Annotated in this window: 16 protein-coding genes; 13 read left to right on the top strand and 3 right to left on the bottom strand. The window is 68.9% G+C overall.

The annotated features are described in order from the left end of the window. Positions 1 to 42: 42 nt before the first annotated feature. The 7 genes from pyrH (at position 43) to AB0H50_RS03155 (ending at position 6,567) form a co-directional block, all read left to right on the top strand. A complete protein-coding gene (gene pyrH, locus AB0H50_RS03185; protein WP_357445914.1) occupies positions 43 to 771 on the top strand; it encodes a UMP kinase in 729 nt (242 codons plus the stop codon). A 50-nt stretch (positions 772 to 821) separates the two neighbouring features. Further along, complete coding sequence (gene frr / locus AB0H50_RS03180) at positions 822 to 1,379, top strand: ribosome recycling factor (RefSeq protein ID WP_357445911.1); 558 nt, start codon at positions 822 to 824, stop codon at positions 1,377 to 1,379. Between the two features lie 192 nt (positions 1,380 to 1,571). Next, the gene (locus AB0H50_RS03175; protein WP_357447228.1) at positions 1,572 to 2,429 is read left to right on the top strand and encodes a phosphatidate cytidylyltransferase; all 858 of its coding nucleotides are present in this window, start codon (positions 1,572 to 1,574) and stop codon (positions 2,427 to 2,429) included. 67 nt (positions 2,430 to 2,496) lie between these two features. Next, complete coding sequence (locus AB0H50_RS03170) at positions 2,497 to 2,844, top strand: lipopolysaccharide assembly protein LapA domain-containing protein (RefSeq protein ID WP_357445908.1); 348 nt, start codon at positions 2,497 to 2,499, stop codon at positions 2,842 to 2,844. Between the two features lie 130 nt (positions 2,845 to 2,974). After that, complete coding sequence (rlmN, locus tag AB0H50_RS03165; RefSeq protein ID WP_357445905.1) at positions 2,975 to 4,084, top strand: 23S rRNA (adenine(2503)-C(2))-methyltransferase RlmN; 1,110 nt, start codon at positions 2,975 to 2,977, stop codon at positions 4,082 to 4,084. A gap of 16 nt (positions 4,085 to 4,100) precedes the next feature. Continuing rightward, positions 4,101 to 5,729 (top strand): protein kinase, encoded by a 1,629-nt coding sequence (locus AB0H50_RS03160; protein WP_357445902.1) that lies wholly within the window; start codon positions 4,101 to 4,103, stop codon positions 5,727 to 5,729. Between the two features lie 199 nt (positions 5,730 to 5,928). After that, positions 5,929 to 6,567: a Uma2 family endonuclease gene (locus AB0H50_RS03155; protein WP_357445899.1), complete on the top strand. Its 639-nt coding sequence runs from the start codon at positions 5,929 to 5,931 to the stop codon at positions 6,565 to 6,567. Between the two features lie 154 nt (positions 6,568 to 6,721). Here the strand turns inward: AB0H50_RS03155 and AB0H50_RS03150 are convergent, their stop codons facing one another. Further along, positions 6,722 to 7,147, bottom strand: a complete 426-nt coding sequence (locus tag AB0H50_RS03150; protein WP_357445896.1) for a DUF5997 family protein — start codon at positions 7,145 to 7,147, stop codon at positions 6,722 to 6,724. A gap of 95 nt (positions 7,148 to 7,242) precedes the next feature. Between AB0H50_RS03150 and AB0H50_RS03145 the strand changes: the two genes are divergently transcribed. Then, entirely contained in the window at positions 7,243 to 8,199 is a 957-nt protein-coding gene (locus AB0H50_RS03145; RefSeq protein ID WP_357445893.1) for a LysR family transcriptional regulator, read from the top strand. Positions 8,200 to 8,249: 50 nt separating this feature from the next. On the opposite strand, the gene AB0H50_RS03140 is transcribed toward AB0H50_RS03145, so the two are convergent. Then, positions 8,250 to 9,188, bottom strand: a complete 939-nt coding sequence (locus AB0H50_RS03140) for a dihydrodipicolinate synthase family protein (RefSeq protein ID WP_357445890.1) — start codon at positions 9,186 to 9,188, stop codon at positions 8,250 to 8,252. Positions 9,189 to 9,433: 245 nt separating this feature from the next. Further along, a complete protein-coding gene (locus tag AB0H50_RS03135) occupies positions 9,434 to 9,703 on the bottom strand; it encodes a DUF2631 domain-containing protein (RefSeq protein WP_357445887.1) in 270 nt (89 codons plus the stop codon). 154 nt (positions 9,704 to 9,857) lie between these two features. Here AB0H50_RS03135 and dxr point away from each other — a divergent pair, with 154 nt between their 5' ends. The 5 genes from dxr to AB0H50_RS03110 all read left to right on the top strand — a co-directional run bounded on the left by dxr (position 9,858) and on the right by AB0H50_RS03110 (position 16,562). Next, positions 9,858 to 10,997, top strand: coding sequence for a 1-deoxy-D-xylulose-5-phosphate reductoisomerase (gene dxr / locus AB0H50_RS03130; protein ID WP_357445883.1), 1,140 nt, complete (start codon positions 9,858 to 9,860; stop codon positions 10,995 to 10,997). A gap of 218 nt (positions 10,998 to 11,215) precedes the next feature. After that, the gene (locus AB0H50_RS03125; RefSeq protein WP_357445880.1) at positions 11,216 to 12,412 is read left to right on the top strand and encodes a M50 family metallopeptidase; all 1,197 of its coding nucleotides are present in this window, start codon (positions 11,216 to 11,218) and stop codon (positions 12,410 to 12,412) included. Between the two features lie 150 nt (positions 12,413 to 12,562). Beyond that, on the top strand, positions 12,563 to 13,720 hold the full coding sequence (gene ispG / locus AB0H50_RS03120) for a flavodoxin-dependent (E)-4-hydroxy-3-methylbut-2-enyl-diphosphate synthase (protein ID WP_357445877.1): 1,158 nt from the start codon (positions 12,563 to 12,565) through the stop codon (positions 13,718 to 13,720). 69 nt (positions 13,721 to 13,789) lie between these two features. Further along, positions 13,790 to 14,653, top strand: coding sequence for a GNAT family N-acetyltransferase (locus tag AB0H50_RS03115; RefSeq protein WP_357445874.1), 864 nt, complete (start codon positions 13,790 to 13,792; stop codon positions 14,651 to 14,653). A gap of 121 nt (positions 14,654 to 14,774) precedes the next feature. Continuing rightward, on the top strand, positions 14,775 to 16,562 hold the full coding sequence (locus AB0H50_RS03110) for a penicillin-binding transpeptidase domain-containing protein (protein WP_357445871.1): 1,788 nt from the start codon (positions 14,775 to 14,777) through the stop codon (positions 16,560 to 16,562). The last annotated feature ends 38 nt before the right edge of the window (positions 16,563 to 16,600 follow it).

Raw genomic sequence — 16,600 nt, 5'->3', positions numbered from 1 at the left:
GCATGCTGAGAACACCACCATCACCAAAGGAGAAGAGCACCGATGACGGACCCGGGGACCGACCGCCCAGGATATCGCCGGGTACTTCTCAAACTGGGTGGCGAAATGTTCGGCGGCGGCAAGGTCGGCCTCGACCCCGACGTCGTGCAGACCGTGGCCGAGCAGATCGCCGAGGTCGTCGCGACCGGTGTGCAGGTGGCCGTGGTGATCGGCGGCGGCAACTTCTTCCGCGGCGCCGAGCTCGAGGAGCGCGGCATGGAGCGGGCCCGCTCGGACTACATGGGCATGCTCGGCACCGTGATGAACAGCCTTGCGCTGCAAGACTTCCTGCAGAAGCAAGGGATCGACACCAGGGTGCAGACCGCGATCACGATGGGCCAGGTCGCGGAGCCGTACCTGCCGCTGCGCGCCAAGCGCCACCTGGAGAAGGGCCGAGTGGTCATCTTCGGCGCCGGCATGGGCATGCCGTACTTCTCCACCGACACCACCGCTGCCCAGCGTGCCCTGGAGATCGGCGCCGACGTGGTGCTGATGGCCAAGGCGGTCGACGGCGTCTTCACCGCGGATCCGCGGGTCGACGAGACGGCGACGATGTACACCGAAATCACGCACAAAGAGGTCATCGAGCGCGACCTGAAGGTCGCGGACGCGACGGCCTTCAGCCTGTGTATGGACAACCAGATGCCCATCCTGGTGTTCAATCTGTTGACGAAGGGCAATATCGCCCGCGCGGTCGCCGGTGAGAAGATCGGCACATTGGTTCGGTCCTGAGCCCGCGAACCGCGGATCATGACGATGACGACGCTGTGGAGGAAACGGTCGTGATTGAAGAAGCGCTCTTCGACGCCGAGGAGAAGATGGAGAAGGCCGTCTCGGTGGCGAAGGACGATCTCGGGACCATCCGTACCGGACGCGCGAATCCGGGCATGTTCTCGCGGGTCGTCGTGGACTACTACGGTTCGCCCACCCCGGTCACCCAGATGTCCAGCATCACGGTGCCCGAGCCGAGGATGGTGGTGATCAAGCCCTACGAGGCCGGTCAGCTCGGCGCCATCGAGACTGCGATCCGCAACTCGGACCTAGGTGTCAACCCCACCAACAACGGTGACATCCTGCGCATCAGCATCCCGCAGCTCACCGAGGAACGCCGCCGTGAGCTGGTCAAACAGGCCAAGAGCAAGGGCGAGGACGCCAAGGTCGCGATCCGCAATGTGCGGCGCAAGGCCATGGACGAACTCTCGCGCATCCAGAAGGATGGCGAGGCGGGTGAGGACGAGGTCGGGCGCGCCGAGAAGGAGCTCGACAAGACCACCGCCAAGTATGTGCACCAGATCGACGAGCTGGTCAAGCACAAAGAAGCCGAACTGCTCGAGGTCTGAGGTCAGATCTGAGGGCCCGCACGGGCGGGGGACGAGGAACAACGAGTGAGCGACGGGACAATCGTGGCCGACAATGCCGCCGCAACGGGTGCGGCCGAGGAGCCGACTCCGGGGAACGGCGCCGCCGAAGCGCCCCCGGTCCGTTCGGGTGACTTCGTCGGGCAGTTCCATACTGCGCACCCCGACCATGCCGTGCCTGCCGAGCCCGTGGTTCCCGCGCCCGCCGCCACGAAATCGCGAGCGGGACGCAACCTGCCCGCCGCGCTCGCGGTCGGCTTGGGGCTCGGACTGTCGCTCGTCGCGATCCTGCTGTTCGCGCCGCTGGTGTTCATCCCGGTCACAGCGGCCGGCGTCGGCGTGGCCACCTGGGAGGTGGCCAAGCGGCTGCGCGAGGCGGACGTGCTCGTCCCGCGGATCCCGCTCATCGTGGGCGGGCAGGCGGTGTTCTGGCTCGGCTGGCCGTTGGGCGCGAGCGGTGTCGCGGGCGCCTTCGCGGCCACCGCGCTGACCTGCATGGTGTGGCGCCTTTTCGACCACGGTTTGCAGACCGCCCCGCGGAACTTCCTGCGCGACACGGCGATCGCTGTCTTCACCCTCGCGTGGATCCCGCTGCTCGCGTCCTTCGCGACGCTGCTGCTGCTCGAGCCGGACGGCAACCTGCGGGTGCTGACCTTCATGATCCTTGTGGTCTGCTCCGACGTGGGCGGCTATGTGGCGGGCGTGCTGTTCGGCAGGCATCCGATGGTGCCGTCGATCAGCCCGAAGAAATCCTGGGAGGGCTTCGGCGGCTCGCTGGTGTTCAGCGTCATCGGTGGCCTGCTGACGGTCACCCTGCTGCTGGACGCGAATTCGATGATCGGCGTCGTGCTCGGTGTCGGACTCGTGCTGGTCGCGACCGTCGGTGACCTGATCGAATCGCAGATCAAGCGCGAACTCGGCATCAAAGACATGGGCACGCTGCTGCCCGGGCACGGCGGCATCATGGACCGCCTTGATTCGATGCTGCCTTCCGCGTTCGTCTCCTGGCTGGTGCTGAGCACGCTGCTCTGATCGGCGGGGCCGGGCGATATACCGCCAAATCCCGGCGGGCGTGATAGCGATCGTCCATGATCGAGGCATGTCCACGAATGCCGAGCACGAGCCCGAGGCGAGCCGGCGTCAGGAGCCGACCGCTCCGCCGCCGACTCCGCCGGCGACCAAGCCCCCCATGACCGGCGAAAAGCCCTCGATCTCCTCGCGGACCGGTTACGCCTGGGTCGGGCTCGTGGTGGGCACGCTGATCATGATCGTGCTGCTCATCTTCATCCTCCAGAACCTGGAGACCATCCAGGTGAGCCTGTTCTTCTGGGAGTTCCACCTGCCGATCGGCGTCGCGGTGCTGCTCTCGGTGATCTGCGGAGCGCTGGTGATGGCCCTGGTCGGCGGCATGCGCATCCTGCAACTGCGGCGGGCCGCCAAACACTGACTTTCGCACGCGATCGCCGACCTGATCGAGCAAGCCGCGCGCGACGTCGCGGGGTAGCGGTCTGTGTCCTCGCGCACTGTTTCGGGCTGACCATTCGACAGCCGGGGGCGGATGAGAGACTGGGAGAACTATGACCGCCTCCCTGCCCCTGGTTTTCGATGCTCCGCGCCGTGGCATGCCGCCGCGGCATCTCGCCGATCTCGATGCCGACGGGCGGCGCGCCGCGGTCGAAGAGCTCGGACTGCCCAAGTTCCGCGCGGACCAGATCGCGCGGCAGTACTTCGGGCGGCTGCAGGCTGATCCCGAGCAGATGACGGATCTGCCAGCGCCGGTGCGGGAGAAGGTCGGCGCGGCGCTGTTCCCGCCGCTGCTCTCGGTGGTCAAGCACGTGGCCTGCGACGACGGCCAGACCCGCAAGACGCTGTGGCGGGCGGGTGACGGCACCCTGCTGGAGAGCGTGCTCATGCGCTACGCCGACCGCAACACGCTGTGTATCTCCAGCCAGGCGGGCTGCGGCATGGCCTGCCCGTTCTGCGCGACCGGTCAGGGCGGGCTCAACCGCAACCTGTCCACCGCCGAGATCGTCGACCAGGTGCGCGCCGCCGCGGCCGCGCTGCGCGACGGCGAGGTGGCGGGCGGGGCAGGCAGGTTGTCCAACATCGTCTTCATGGGCATGGGCGAGCCGCTGGCCAACTACAAGCGGGTGGTCGCCGCGGTGCGCCGCATCACCTCGCCCGCGCCGGACGGTCTCGGCATCTCGCAGCGCAATGTCGTGGTGTCGACCGTCGGTCTGGCTCCGGCGATCCGCAAGCTCGCCGACGAGGATCTGTCGGTCACGCTGGCGGTCTCGCTGCACACCCCGGACGACGAACTGCGCGACACGCTCGTGCCGGTGAACAACCGCTGGCCGGTTGCCGAGGTGCTGGACGCGGCGCGCTACTACGCCGACAAGTCCGGTCGCCGGGTTTCGGTCGAGTACGCACTGATTCGCGACATCAACGACCAGCCGTGGCGCGCCGACATGCTCGGCGCGAAACTGCACAAGGCGCTGGGCTCGCGCGTGCACGTCAACGTCATCCCGCTCAATCCGACGCCGGGCAGCAAGTGGGACGCCAGTCCGAAGCCCGTCGAGCGCGAGTTCGTCCGCAGGGTCAACGCCCAAGGTGTACCGTGCACCGTCCGTGACACCCGCGGCCAGGAGATCGCCGCCGCCTGCGGGCAGCTGGCCGCCGAGAACTGAATCCCGAGGGGGGCCATTGCTGCAGCCAGGTGACGTATTCGCCGGGTATGCCATCGAACGACTGCTCGGTCAGGGCGGCATGGGCGCGGTGTATCTGGCCGGGCATCCGCGGCTGCCCCGCCGGACGGCGCTCAAACTGCTGAACCGGGAGTTGTTCTCCGACGCGGAGATTCGCGCTCGCTTCGAGCGGGAAGCCGATCTGGTCGCGCAGCTGGACCACCCCAACATCGTGGCGGTGTTCGATCGCGGCATCGAAGACGAGCAGCTGTGGATCTCCATGCAGTTCATCGACGGCGTGGACGCGGCCTCGGTGGACCCGCGCACCCTGCCGCCGCAGCGGGCCGCCCAGATCGTCGCCGAGACCGCGCTCGCGCTGGACTACGCGCACCGCATGGGTGTGCTGCACCGTGATGTGAAACCGGCGAACATCCTGCTGTCCCGCTCGGCGGGGCAGGAGCGGGTGCTGCTCACCGATTTCGGCATCGCCCGCCCGCGCGAGGACACCAACCAGCTCACCCAGACCGGCACCTTCACCGCCACCCTCGCCTATGCCGCACCGGAGCAGCTCACCGGTGCGGCGCTCGATCACCGGACCGACCAGTACTCACTCGCATGCACCCTGTACTGGCTGCTCTCCGGCACCGTGCCGTTCGATTCCCCGCAGGCTGTCGCGGTGATCCAGGGACACCTGAAGCAGCCGCCTCCGCCGCTCAGCTCGGTGCGGCCCGGCCTGCCGCCCGCGCTGGACGCGGTGCTGGATCGCGCGCTGGCCAAGCGGCCCGCGGATCGGTTCGACTCCTGCGCGGAGTTCGCCGCGGCCGTGCAGCAGGCGTTGCGGGGACCGGTGAGCGCGCCGCACGCCGTCGCGCAGTCCAGGCCGCATCCGATGGGTCCGCCGGGCTCGGCGCCGAACCCGATGCCGGTGGCGCACCCGCCGCGCTACGTCCAGCCCGCACCGCACTATGCGAACAGTGCTGTGCCGCCCGGTTATCCGCCCGGTTACGGCGCCGTCCCCGCCGGGTTCCGTCCGCCCGTTCCGCCGCGGCGTCGTGGCTCCGGGCCGAAAGTGCTGGTATTAATTCTGGGTTTGGTGTTCACGTTGGTCGCCGGGTGCGGAGCCTTCGTGTGGACCGACGACTCGACGTGGGTGTCGCAGCTGACAGGACGCTCGAAGGGCCACAAGGATCTGTCGGAGATGTCCGCGGCATTTCCCAGGATGCTGCCGAGCGACAATCGCCAAAAGGGCGAGGGCTACAACGGCTCGCCCTGCAGTCCGATTTCCGAATGGAAGGATTGGCGGGCCACGGACGGCGACGAATCGGCCTTCGACCGCTGGCAGGCGCAGTGGGAGTGCTTCCTGGGGCCCAGCGGCAAGCTGGCTTACAACTTCTACGCCTATCCGACCGCGCAGGCGGCGCGGCAGGCGGTGACCACGTTCAAGTCTCGCGCCAAGTCCCAAGGCTCCAGCACGGAGGGCACCAGGACCGACGAACATTTCGTCTACCGAGGCCAATTCGGCGGCGAGTCCGCTCTGATCCTCTCGACCTTCTCCGACCCGTCGCGCGACCGCTGGGTGCTGACCTTCCACGGCCCCACGAACCGAGACGACAAACTCGCGGCAAAGGTCCGCGACGCCCCGCTCTGAGAACTCCTAGCGGAATGAGAGTTGCTGGAGCCACGGCCGATGGGGTTCTCGTGCGTGATGATGGTGATGGGAGGCTCTTGGAGCGCGCTACAGACCTCGAGTAGAGGACAGGTTGTGGGTCGGTTGGGTTCGCCGAGTCGCGCCAGCACGGGTCAGGAGTCGGCGAAGGGGGCAGTGCCGAGACGCTACGCTAAGCGGCATGAGCGAGGCTGTCGACTGGTCATGGCTGCGTACCACGATCCCGATCGTCGATATGGCCATGTACCTGGACATGCCCGAGGACATCGCCCGCACTCTCGAAATCCGCGATGGCATGATCGTGCATTGCGAATCGCCCTCGCCGAATCATGTTGCGATAAGCGACAACATCAAGGGCGCGCTGCGCGAGGCGGTGTCCAAGCGTCCCGGTGACGCGCCGTGCCTGCGGGCCAGCGGTGAGCTCGACATGTTGGTCTCCGAGGTCCCGTTCCATTACAAGCGGCCGGATGCGATCGTGTATCGCTGTATCGATGAGCCGCGGGGCAAGTGGAAGACCAAGCCGACAGCGTCGGACACGCTGCTGGTTGTCGAGGTCGTTTCGCCGAACACGGTGACAGCCGATCTTGTCGAAAAGCGCGCGGAATACGCGCGGCTGAACATCCCGTACTACTGGATCGTGCGCATGGTTCAAGACGATGGGCCTGCGACATCGATCGAGATGCTCAGACTCACCGCCGACGGCACGTACGTCCGAGAGAACATGTCGCTCCGGGCCCGTGGCGACATGGTGGCGGTCGATGTCGCCGACCCGCTCGACATCACCATCAGCTGGAATCAGCTCGATCTCGGCCTGGACTGATCGCCCCGGCCCTTGTTGCTCGGTTTCGATGACCGCGCGGCCCGACTGGCGCCTCGGCCGTGCGCCGCTCTGTCAACGGACTCTGTCCGGCGGCGCCCGCCCGGCGGCTCCGCGCCTCCGCTTCGGTCTCCGGCACGTCGCGGCCGGCGCTCTCTCAGGCCCCGGTACCGAAGCGGTTCTTGGCCGGGCGGTTGGTCGAGGCGCGGTGTTCGGCTTCCTTCGCCTTGACGCGCTCGTTCTCGCGGAGGACGGCTTGGTAGTTCTCGCGTTCGCGGGTCAGCCATTCCGGAGGGTCGGCGAGGAGGGCGGTGATCTCGTCCGCGGTGAGGGCGTCGGAGATTCCAGAGCGGGCCAGGCCGCTGTTGGAGACGCCGAGCTTGCGGGCAGTGATGTCGCGCGGGAACGGCCCGGTGCGGCGCAGTTCGGTGAGCCAGGCCGGGGGATCGGTGCGCAGCCGGTCGAGGTCGGCGCGGGAGATCGGCGAGTTCCGGAACTCCTCCGGCGCGGCGGGGAGGTAGATGCCGAGTTTGTCGGCCGCGGTCAGCGGCTTCATCATCTGCGGTTTCTTGTCCGGGCTCACCGGGACAGCCTAGTCGACCGCCGGACCGCCTCCGTGCCAGCCTCGTCGTCGCGGCGGCCGTCCCGGCCGGCGCGGCGTGCAATACCCTTGGTCGAATGAGTCAGGTGGAGTCGATCGACGTCGCGCGGTTGCGCTGGTTCGTCGCGGTGGCCGAGGAGCTGCACTTCGCGCGGGCGGCCGAAGCGCTGGGGATCGCGCGGCAGCGGCTCAGCCGGACGGTCATCGACCTGGAAGACGAACTCGGCACGAAGCTGTTCGTCCCCGGCGCCCAGCCGACCCAGCTCACCGACGAGGGTCTGGAGCTGCTCGCCGCCGCGCGTGAGGTCATTGCCCGCGCGGAGGCCGAGGCGGCGCGGCCGGAGCCCGAGGAGGTCCGGCCGGTCCTGCGGGTGGGGTTCGTGCCCGGTGTCACCGTGTCGAAGTGGGAACGGATCTGGGGTGAGCGGTTCCCGGACGTCCAGCTCGAGACGATTCCGCTCGCGGCCGCCGACCAGTTGACCGCGCTGCGGGATGGCCGGGTCGACATGTGCTTCGTGCGCCTGCCGATCGACCGCGAAGGGCTCAGCGCGATTCCGCTGTACCGCGAGATGCCGGTCGTCGTGGTGCCCAAGGAACACCCGATCTCGCTGTTCTCCGAGGTCGGCGCGGCAGAGCTGGCCGACGAACGCCTGCAGGACGCCTCGGATATCGACGCGGCGGCGGTCACCCTCGAAATGGTCGCCGCCGGAGTCGGACTCGCCGTCGTCCCGCACTCCATCGCGCGCCTGCACGCCCGCCGCGATCTGGTGTACCGGACCGTCACCGATCACCCCGACACCGAGATCGCCCTGGCCTGGCCCGCGGCCGAGACCGGCGAGCTGGTGGAGGACTTCATCGGCGTGGTGCGCGGCCGTTCCGAACGGAGCTCGCGCTCACCACGCGCCGAACAACCGACGAAGCGGACCACGGCGAAAAAGCCTGCGCAGCAGCGGAAGCCGACGGGTGGGAAGGGCGCGTCCGCGGCGCGCGGGGCACGCTCCTCGGGCGCGAAGAGCAAGCGGCGCGGGCGCTGATCCGCGGGCGCTTCGTATGAGGCGGACGTGCCCGGTGATCCCGATGCGTATTACGGCATGCCCTCGTGGATGCGGGGCAGGATCTTGTGGCGCAGGTGCGCGCGGATGTCGGCGATCACGGCATCGGCCGGGGTGAGCAGCGGGCTGCGGACGGTGGCCGGGAACCCGGGAATGCGTTCGGCGAGAGCGGCTTTGACGAACGCGATGTCGGAAAGGCCCGATTCGTGGCGGAGGGCGCGGCACTCGTCGAACACGGCCTGCCAGCGCGTTGCCGCATCCCGGTCGCCGTCACGCAGGGCGGCGGCGATGCGAACGGGGATCTCCGGCACGGGATTGCCCCCGCCGGAGACGATGCCGTGCACACCGAGCTCGCCGATCCGTGCGGCCGCGCCGTCGTTGCCCGCGAAGACCGCGAGTCCGGTCGCGGTATACGCCCGGGCGACGTCGAGCTGACCACTCGAATCCTTGATGCCGACGAGCATCGGGTACTCGGCGGCGAGTGCACCGAGCAGCGCGGGGGAGATCGGTGTTTGGGTGTGGCGGGGAAAGTTGTACAGCAGCATCGGCAATTCGGTGCGGGCGAGCAGCCTGCCGAAGAAGTCGCGGACGCCGGTCTCCGGCGGGTCGGCGAAGAAGTAGGGGGCGATGGCGGCGACGGCGTCGGCGTGATCGCGTGCGTGGTCGAGCAGGTCGATCGCGTCGCCGTACGCGGTGGCGCCGACGTGGGCGACGAGGTGGCCGGGCCACTGCGCGCGGGCCTGCTCCAGGACCTTCTTGCGTTCGGCGACAGTCAGATTCGCGAACTCGCCGGTGGTGCCGTTGACGAGGATCGCAGGGACGCCCGCCCGATGCAGAAAGCCGAGGTACTCGCCCAGCGCTCCGGTGTCGACCGTGTGGTCGTGAGTGAACGGCGTGACCGTGGCGATGATCGGGTTGACCCGCACGGTTCCCGGCCAGGGAACGCGCTGCACCGGATGCCCAACGGTCATCTGCGGGCACTCCTCCACATCGACACGGCAGCTGACCAGTTTATCGGATCACGCTCGATAGCCGGGGCCGTCCGTTCGCGACCACCGTGAGTGACGCCGAGCGCACGGGTGGCGTCGAACACGCGACGGAGCGGGCACGCGCGCAGGCGGCGGCCGCGCGAACTCTGGTGGGACAGCGCGCAGATGGCCGAAGCATGACAACGGCCGCGCCCCCGGCATCGACCGGGGCGCGCGGCCGCGAAGAATTAGCGGGGCTTGCGCCGCAGGATCGTGTCGCGCACCAGGATGACCACGATGAGCGCGGCGAAGCCGACCAGGTAGACGTCCTCGATCCTGCCCTTGTGGTTGCCGATGACCATGGCCACCAGGGCGAACGCGACGATCCAGCCCGCGATGCGGAAGGTGCGGCGCGACTCACCGCTCCAACCCCACGCGGCGGAGGGGACCTCGGCGGTGTCCACGTGAGTGACGATGGCGCGCTCGTTCTTGGCGGGTTCGATTTCCGTGGCGGCCACGATCGCTCCTCAGGTGGTTCGGGTACCGAACGTTCCGGTACACACTCGGTGGGGCTTCTGCTCGATATCGTGACATACGACGCCGCGTCGTTGGTAGTCGGGCCGCGTTCGACGCGAGCGGTGAGCGGCCCGGCAGGTAGGACACAATGGCTTGGTGTCCGACATCGTGAGAGTCCTACTGCTCGGCAGCACCGGATCCATTGGTACCCAGGCGCTCGAGGTGATCGCTGCCAACCCCGACAAGTTCGAAGTGGTCGGCTTGGCGGCACGCGGTGGCAACAGCGAGCTGTTCGCCGCGCAGATGGCGGCCACCGGGACCCGCAATGTCGCCGTCGCCGATCCGGCCGCCGCCGCGGCGCTCGACATTCCGCTGGCGGGCCCGGCGGCCGTGACCGAACTGGTCCGCCGCACCGAGGCCGACGTGGTGCTCAACGCGCTGGTCGGCTCGCTCGGCCTGGAACCGACCCTGGCCACCCTGGAGTCGGGTACGCGGCTCGCGCTGGCCAACAAAGAATCGCTCGTTGCCGGAGGTTCGCTGGTGACCCGCGCCGCCGCACCCGGCCAGATCGTGCCGGTGGACTCGGAACACTCGGCGCTGGCGCAGTGCCTGCGGGGCGGCCGCGCCGAGGAGGTCGACCGGCTGGTGCTGACCGCGTCGGGCGGGCCGTTCCGCGGCTGGACCGCCGAGATGCTCGAATCGGTGAGCCCTGCCGAGGCCAAGGCGCACCCGACCTGGTCGATGGGTCTGATGAACACGCTGAACTCGGCCTCGCTGGTGAACAAGGGCCTGGAGCTGATCGAGACGCACCTGCTGTTCGGGATTCCCTACGACCGCATCGATGTCACCGTGCACCCGCAGTCGATCGTGCACTCGATGGTCACCTTCACCGACGGGTCGACGCTGGCGCAGGCCAGCCCGCCGGACATGAAGCTGCCGATCGCGCTGGCACTCGGCTGGCCGGATCGGGTGCCCGGCGCGGCGGCCCCCTGCGATTTCGGGACCGCCGCCACCTGGACCTTCGAGCCGGTCGACAACGAGGTGTTCCCCGCGGTCGACCTGGCCAGGCAGGCGGGCACCGCGGGAGGCAGCGTGACGGCGGTCTACAACGCCGCCAACGAGATCGCGGTGCAGGCGTTCCTGGACGGTCTCATCGGCTTCCCTGCGATCGTGCGCACGGTGGCCCGCGCGGTGGAAGCGGCCGATCAGTGGCGGGCCGAGCCGCAGAGCCTGGCCGAGGTCCTCGCCGCCGACAGCTGGGCGCGTGACTACGCCCGGCGCGTCGTCGGAGCCTGAACCCGCCGGTCTTCAGCGCGCACGACCGCGCGCTGGCAGACTGAGGCGTAAGGATCGGGGATGGAATTCGTCCGGAGGCGTACCGCGTTCACTCGGCCGTGCGCAGGTGACGGACTCGGTCCGGCCGCGTCCATTAGTGTGGTCGGGGTGCTCGCGGCCGCGCCGACGCGTGCGCGGGATGTCGAAGAGCTGCGCAACGCAGGAGGGCTGGAGAGCAAATGGTGTTCGCCATGGGGTTCGTGCTGTTCGCGCTCGGCATCCTCATCTCGGTCGCCCTGCACGAATGCGGACACATGTGGGCGGCCCAGGCCACCGGCATGAAGGTGCGCCGCTACTTCGTCGGTTTCGGGCCCACCCTCTGGTCCTTCCACCGCGGCGAGACCGAATACGGCGTGAAGGCCATCCCGCTGGGCGGATTCTGCGATATCGCGGGCATGACCGCTTTGGACGAGGTGCGGCCGGAGGACCTGGACCGCGCCATGTACCGCCAGGCGACCTGGAAGCGAATGGTGGTGATGGCGGGCGGCATCGCGATGAACTTCGTGCTCGGCTTCCTGCTGATCGTGGTGCTCGCTGTCGGGTGGGGCCTGCCGCGGTTGGACGAACCGACCCCCACCGTCGGGAGTCTGCAGTGCGTCGCGGACGCGAACCCCGACGGGACGCTGCAGCAGTGCAGCGGCGTCGGCCCCGCGCAGCAGGGCGGGCTCCAGCCGGGCGACACCATCACGGCGGTGAACGGCGTCGCGGTCGACACCTGGTCGGAGTTCACCGAACAGACCCGCAAGCAGCAGGGCCCGATCACCTACACCGTGGACCGCGCCGGACAGCGGGTGCAGGTGACGGTCACGCCGCAGCCGGTGACGCGCTACGCGAAGGACGGCACGAAGGCCCAGGTCAGCGCGGTCGGCGTCACCCTCGACAACCCGCCGATCGAGCAGTACAACGTCGTCACGGCGATCCCCGCCTCGGCCTCTTTCACCGGCGACCTTTTCGTGCGCACCTTCCAGTCGCTGGCGCAGATGCCCGCCAAGGTCGCGGCGTTGTGGGACGCGGTGACCGGCGGCACGCGCGATCCTGAGACGCCGGTCAGCATCTACGGCGCGAGCCGCATCGGCGGCGAGAGCGCGCAGGCGGGCCTGTGGCAGGTGTTCGTGCTGATGCTGGCGAGCCTGAACTTCTTCCTGGGCGCGTTCAACATCCTGCCGCTGCTGCCGCTGGACGGCGGTCACATGGCGGTGGTCCTCTACGAGAAGCTCCGCAACACCGTGCGCGGCTGGCGTGGCCTCGCGCCCGCCGGTCCGGTCGACTACCTCAAGTTGTTGCCCGCGACCTACGTCGCCGTCGTCCTCGGCGGCGCGTACATGGTGCTGACGCTGGCCGCCGACATCGTGAACCCGATCAAGCTGTTTCCCTGAGTTCTCCCGCGAGGTACCCTGTCGCCGGCAATCGCGGGACAACACGTTGTCAGGCCGTGTCACGGGCGTCACAGGGTGGTGGTCCACGGGGCGCGGCTAAGCTCGGTAGTCGAACGCCCGCAGCACACGGACGAAAGTAGGCAGCCGAAAGTGACCAGCACAATCGGACTGGGGATGCCGACCGCACCCGCGGCCGTTCTCGCGCCCCGCCGTAAGACCCGTCAGTTGATGGTGGGTGGGGTCGGTGTGGGTAGTGACCACCCGATTTCCGTGCAGTCGATGACCACCACCAAGACGCATGACGTGAATGCGACGTTGCAGCAGATCGCCGAGCTCACGGCCTCGGGTTGTGACATCGTGCGGGTCGCCTGTCCGCGTCAGGAGGACGCGGACGCGTTGGCGACGATCGCGCGTAAGTCGCAGATCCCGGTGATCGCCGACATCCATTTCCAGCCGCGCTACATCTTCGCCGCCATCGACGCCGGGTGCGCTGCCGTCCGGGTGAATCCGGGCAACATCAAGGAGTTCGACGGCCGGGTCAAGGAAGTAGCCAAGGCCGCGGGCGCCGCCGGTATCCCGATCCGCATCGGCGTCAACGCCGGTTCGCTGGACAAGCGGATGATGGAGAAGTACGGCAAGGCCACCCCCGAAGCGCTGGTGGAGTCGGCGTTGTGGGAGGCGAGCCTGTTCGAGGAACACGGCTTCGGGGATATCAAGATCTCGGTGAAGCACAACGACCCGGTGATCATGGTGGAGGCCTACCGTCAGCTGGCCGCCCAATGCGATTACCCGTTGCACCTCGGGGTGACCGAGGCCGGTCCGGCGTTCCAGGGCACGATCAAGTCCGCGGTCGCGTTCGGCGCGCTGCTCAGCGAGGGCATCGGTGACACGATCCGGGTCTCGCTGTCCGCCCCACCGGCTGAGGAGATCAAGGTCGGCGGTCAGATCCTGCAGTCCTTCAACCTGCGCCCGCGCAAGCTCGAGATCGTGTCGTGCCCGTCGTGCGGTCGCGCGCAGGTCGACGTCTACACGCTGGCCAACGAGGTCAGCGCCGGCCTGGAAGGCATGGAAGTGCCGTTGCGAGTCGCGGTCATGGGCTGCGTCGTCAACGGCCCCGGCGAGGCGCGCGAAGCGGATCTGGGTGTGGCCTCGGGTAATGGCAAGGGGCAGATCTTCGTCAAGGGCGAGGTGATCAAGACCGTGCCCGAGCATCTGATCGTGGAGACGTTGATCGAAGAGGCCATGCGGATCGCCGAGGAGATGGGCGAGTACACGGACGCGGGGGAGCCGGTCGTCACCGTCGGCTGAGACCGGCCGGGACCAGCGCGTTTCGGATACCCGTACCGGATCGGCCGAGTTCGTGGCAGGCTGTCGATTGTGCGGAGTCTGCTGGAGCCGACGCGAAGGGCCAAATTCGCCCCCGCGCGTCAACTCGCCAACCGGGATCTGGCGCAGGTCCTGCGAGTGCTCGACAGCGATCCGGTCGCCTCGTGCATGATCGCGGCCCGGTTGCAGGAATTCGGCCTGGACGCCCGAGGCGGGCACGGTGAGCTGTGGAGCCGCGGCGGGCCCGCCGAATCCCTCTGCTTCTCCGGAGCCAACCTGGTGCCGCTGCGGGGCGATCACGACGCGTTGCGCGCGTTCGCCGACCGCGCGGCCCGCTGGCCGCGCGTGTGCTCCTCCGTGGTCGGCCGCCAGGAGCTGACCTTGCCGCTGTGGGAGATGCTCAGTGAACGCTGGGGACCCGAGCGGGAACTGCGCGGCACCCAGCCGCTGCTCGCGCTCGGCCAGCCCGCGCTCGCCACGGCCGATCCGCAGGTCCGCAGGGCGCGGCCCGAGGAATTGGACCGCTACCTGAACGCGGCGATCGCCATGTTCATCGAAGAGGTCGGCGTCGACCCGAGGGCGGGCGACGGCGGCCGCGGCTATCGGCGCCGCATCCAGCACCTCATCGAATCCGGCCGGGCCTGGGCGCGTTTCGAGGACGGCGAGGTGGTCTTCAAGGCCGAGGTCGGTTCGCTGTCCCGGCGCACCGGCCAGATTCAGGGCGTGTGGGTGCATCCGGATCGGCGCGGGAAGGGCGTGGGCACCGCGGGCACGGCGGCGGTGGCCAACGCGGTGGTCGCCTCCGGACGCACCGCGAGCCTGTACGTGAACGACTTCAACACGGTGGCCCGCCGCGCGTACGGCCGGGTCGGGTTCCGCCAGATCGCGACCTTCGCCACCATCCTGCTGGACTGAGATCGCGGATCCCGGTCGTTCGAGATCATCGGCGTCACCGGACGCGGAACACCATCCTCGTCGGGCGAGATGCGGTGCGCCGCAGGCGTTTGCCCATTGTTGGCCAGTACCATCGGCAGCGATGTCGACACGCATGCTGATTCCGCTGGCCGTCGCGGTGCTCGCCGCCGCGGCGGCGGGCTGTTCGCCCGGTCCGCAGGGCCCCGCGCCCGTGGCCGACGCCTTCGTGGCGGCCTTCGCCGACCACGAGGTGGACGCGGCCGCCGAGCTCACCAGTCAGCCCGAGAAGGCCACCGTCGCACTGACTTCCGCGTGGCAGAACCTACAGGCCGAACAGCTGACCGCGCGGACCGGTGCGGCCAGGGTCACCGGTGACACCGCCACCGTCGAATACACCTACGAGTGGCGCCTGCCGAAGAACCGCATCTGGACCTACACCGGCCAGCTACAGCTGGGCCGCAGCGGCGGGCGCTGGGTGGTGCGGTGGACGTCGTCGAACATCCACCCCGAGCTCGGCGACACCCAGACCATGGAACTGCGCGCGAACCCGGCCCCGCGCGCCAGGGTGAACGAGCAATCCGGCAGCGACGTTCTGGTGCCGGGCAAGGTGTCCCGCGTCGCCTTCACCGCCGCCGACGCCACCGACCCCGCCAGGGTGGCCGCCAGGCTGTCCAGGGCGCTGTCGCGTTTCGACGAACGGCTCACCCCCGAGGCGATCCTGAAGGCGGCGAAGAACACCAGGGGCGCGTACACGGTGCTGCTGCTCACCGAGCTCGAATACAACCAGGTCGGCGCCGACCTGATCGGCCTGCCGGGGGTGACGCTGACCCAGGAATGGGACCTGGTGGCGACCGATCGCCATTTCGCCCCCGACCTGATGACACAGGTGCGCCAGACAGTGATCGCCGAGGTGGACGGCAAATCGGGCTGGAGCGTGGTGACCAGGAACGCCAACGGCGCCGACACCGCCGTGCTCACCGAGGTGCCAGCGCAACCGGCGCCGTCGTTCGCGCTCAGCATCGACCGCTACGTGCAGAACGCCGCCCAGCGCGCCGTCGACGTGCGCACCGAGCAGACCATGATGGTCGTGCTGCGCCCGTCCACCGGCGCGATCCTGGCGGTCGCGCAGAACGACGAGGCGGACCGGGACGGACCGGTGGCCACCATCGGCCAGTATCCGCCGGGCTCGGTGTTCAAGACGGTGACGGCCGCGGCGGCCATGGCCGCCGGGCTGGCCACACCCGACACCGTGCTGCCCTGCCCGAGCAGCATCGTCATCGGCGAGCGCACCATTCCGAACTACAACCTCTTCACGGTCGGCAGCGTGCCGATGACCACCGCCTACGAACGGTCGTGCAACACCTCCTTCGCCAGGCTGGCCAGCGAACTTCCTGCCGACGCGCTGCACGTGACCGCCGCGAAACTTGGTGTGGGCCAGGATTATTCGGTGATCGGACTACCCACCGCGTCCGGATCGGTGCCGACCGCCGACGAGATGGTGCAGCGCACCGAGGACGGGATCGGGCAGGGCAAGGTGGTGGTCAGTCCCTTCGGCATGGCTGTGATGGTCGCGACCATCGCGTACGGCACGGCGCCGGTGCCGTACCTGATCGCCGGGCGGCCCACCGCCGTCGCGGGGGATCGGCCGGCGATCGCGCCGAAGGTGATCGAGGGGTTGCGCGTCATGATGCGCAAGGTGGTCACCGGCGGCACCGCGGAGCGCATCGCCGATCAGGGCGAGGTGTACGGCAAGACCGGCGAAGCCGAGGTGGACGGCGGCTCGCACTCGTGGTTCGTCGGGTATCGCGGCGACATCGCCTTCGCGACGCTGCTGGTCAAGGGCGGCAGCTCCGACAACGCGGTGGCGGTGACGCGCGATATGTTCGCCGCGCTGCCGACGGGGTACTGAGCGACGCGGCGAAGGCGTCGCCGCCGCGGTGGTGACGC

The sequence above is a fragment of the Nocardia sp. NPDC050793 genome (assembly GCF_040654065.1).
Classification (GTDB): Bacteria; Actinomycetota; Actinomycetes; order Mycobacteriales; family Mycobacteriaceae; genus Nocardia.
Note: the sequence above shows the minus strand (reverse complement) of the source record. Positions and strands in the feature narration are given on the sequence as shown.

Coding starts and splice junctions, on each gene's coding strand:
- pyrH (WP_357445914.1), top strand. CDS start 43: ATGACGGACCCGGGGACCGACCGCCCAGGATATCGCCGGGTACTTCTC.
- AB0H50_RS03170 (WP_357445908.1), top strand. CDS start 2,497: ATGTCCACGAATGCCGAGCACGAGCCCGAGGCGAGCCGGCGTCAGGAG.
- rlmN (WP_357445905.1), top strand. CDS start 2,975: ATGACCGCCTCCCTGCCCCTGGTTTTCGATGCTCCGCGCCGTGGCATG.
- AB0H50_RS03155 (WP_357445899.1), top strand. CDS start 5,929: ATGAGCGAGGCTGTCGACTGGTCATGGCTGCGTACCACGATCCCGATC.
- AB0H50_RS03145 (WP_357445893.1), top strand. CDS start 7,243: ATGAGTCAGGTGGAGTCGATCGACGTCGCGCGGTTGCGCTGGTTCGTC.
- AB0H50_RS03140 (WP_357445890.1), bottom strand. CDS start 9,188: ATGACCGTTGGGCATCCGGTGCAGCGCGTTCCCTGGCCGGGAACCGTG.
- AB0H50_RS03125 (WP_357445880.1), top strand. CDS start 11,216: ATGGTGTTCGCCATGGGGTTCGTGCTGTTCGCGCTCGGCATCCTCATC.
- AB0H50_RS03110 (WP_357445871.1), top strand. CDS start 14,775: ATGTCGACACGCATGCTGATTCCGCTGGCCGTCGCGGTGCTCGCCGCC.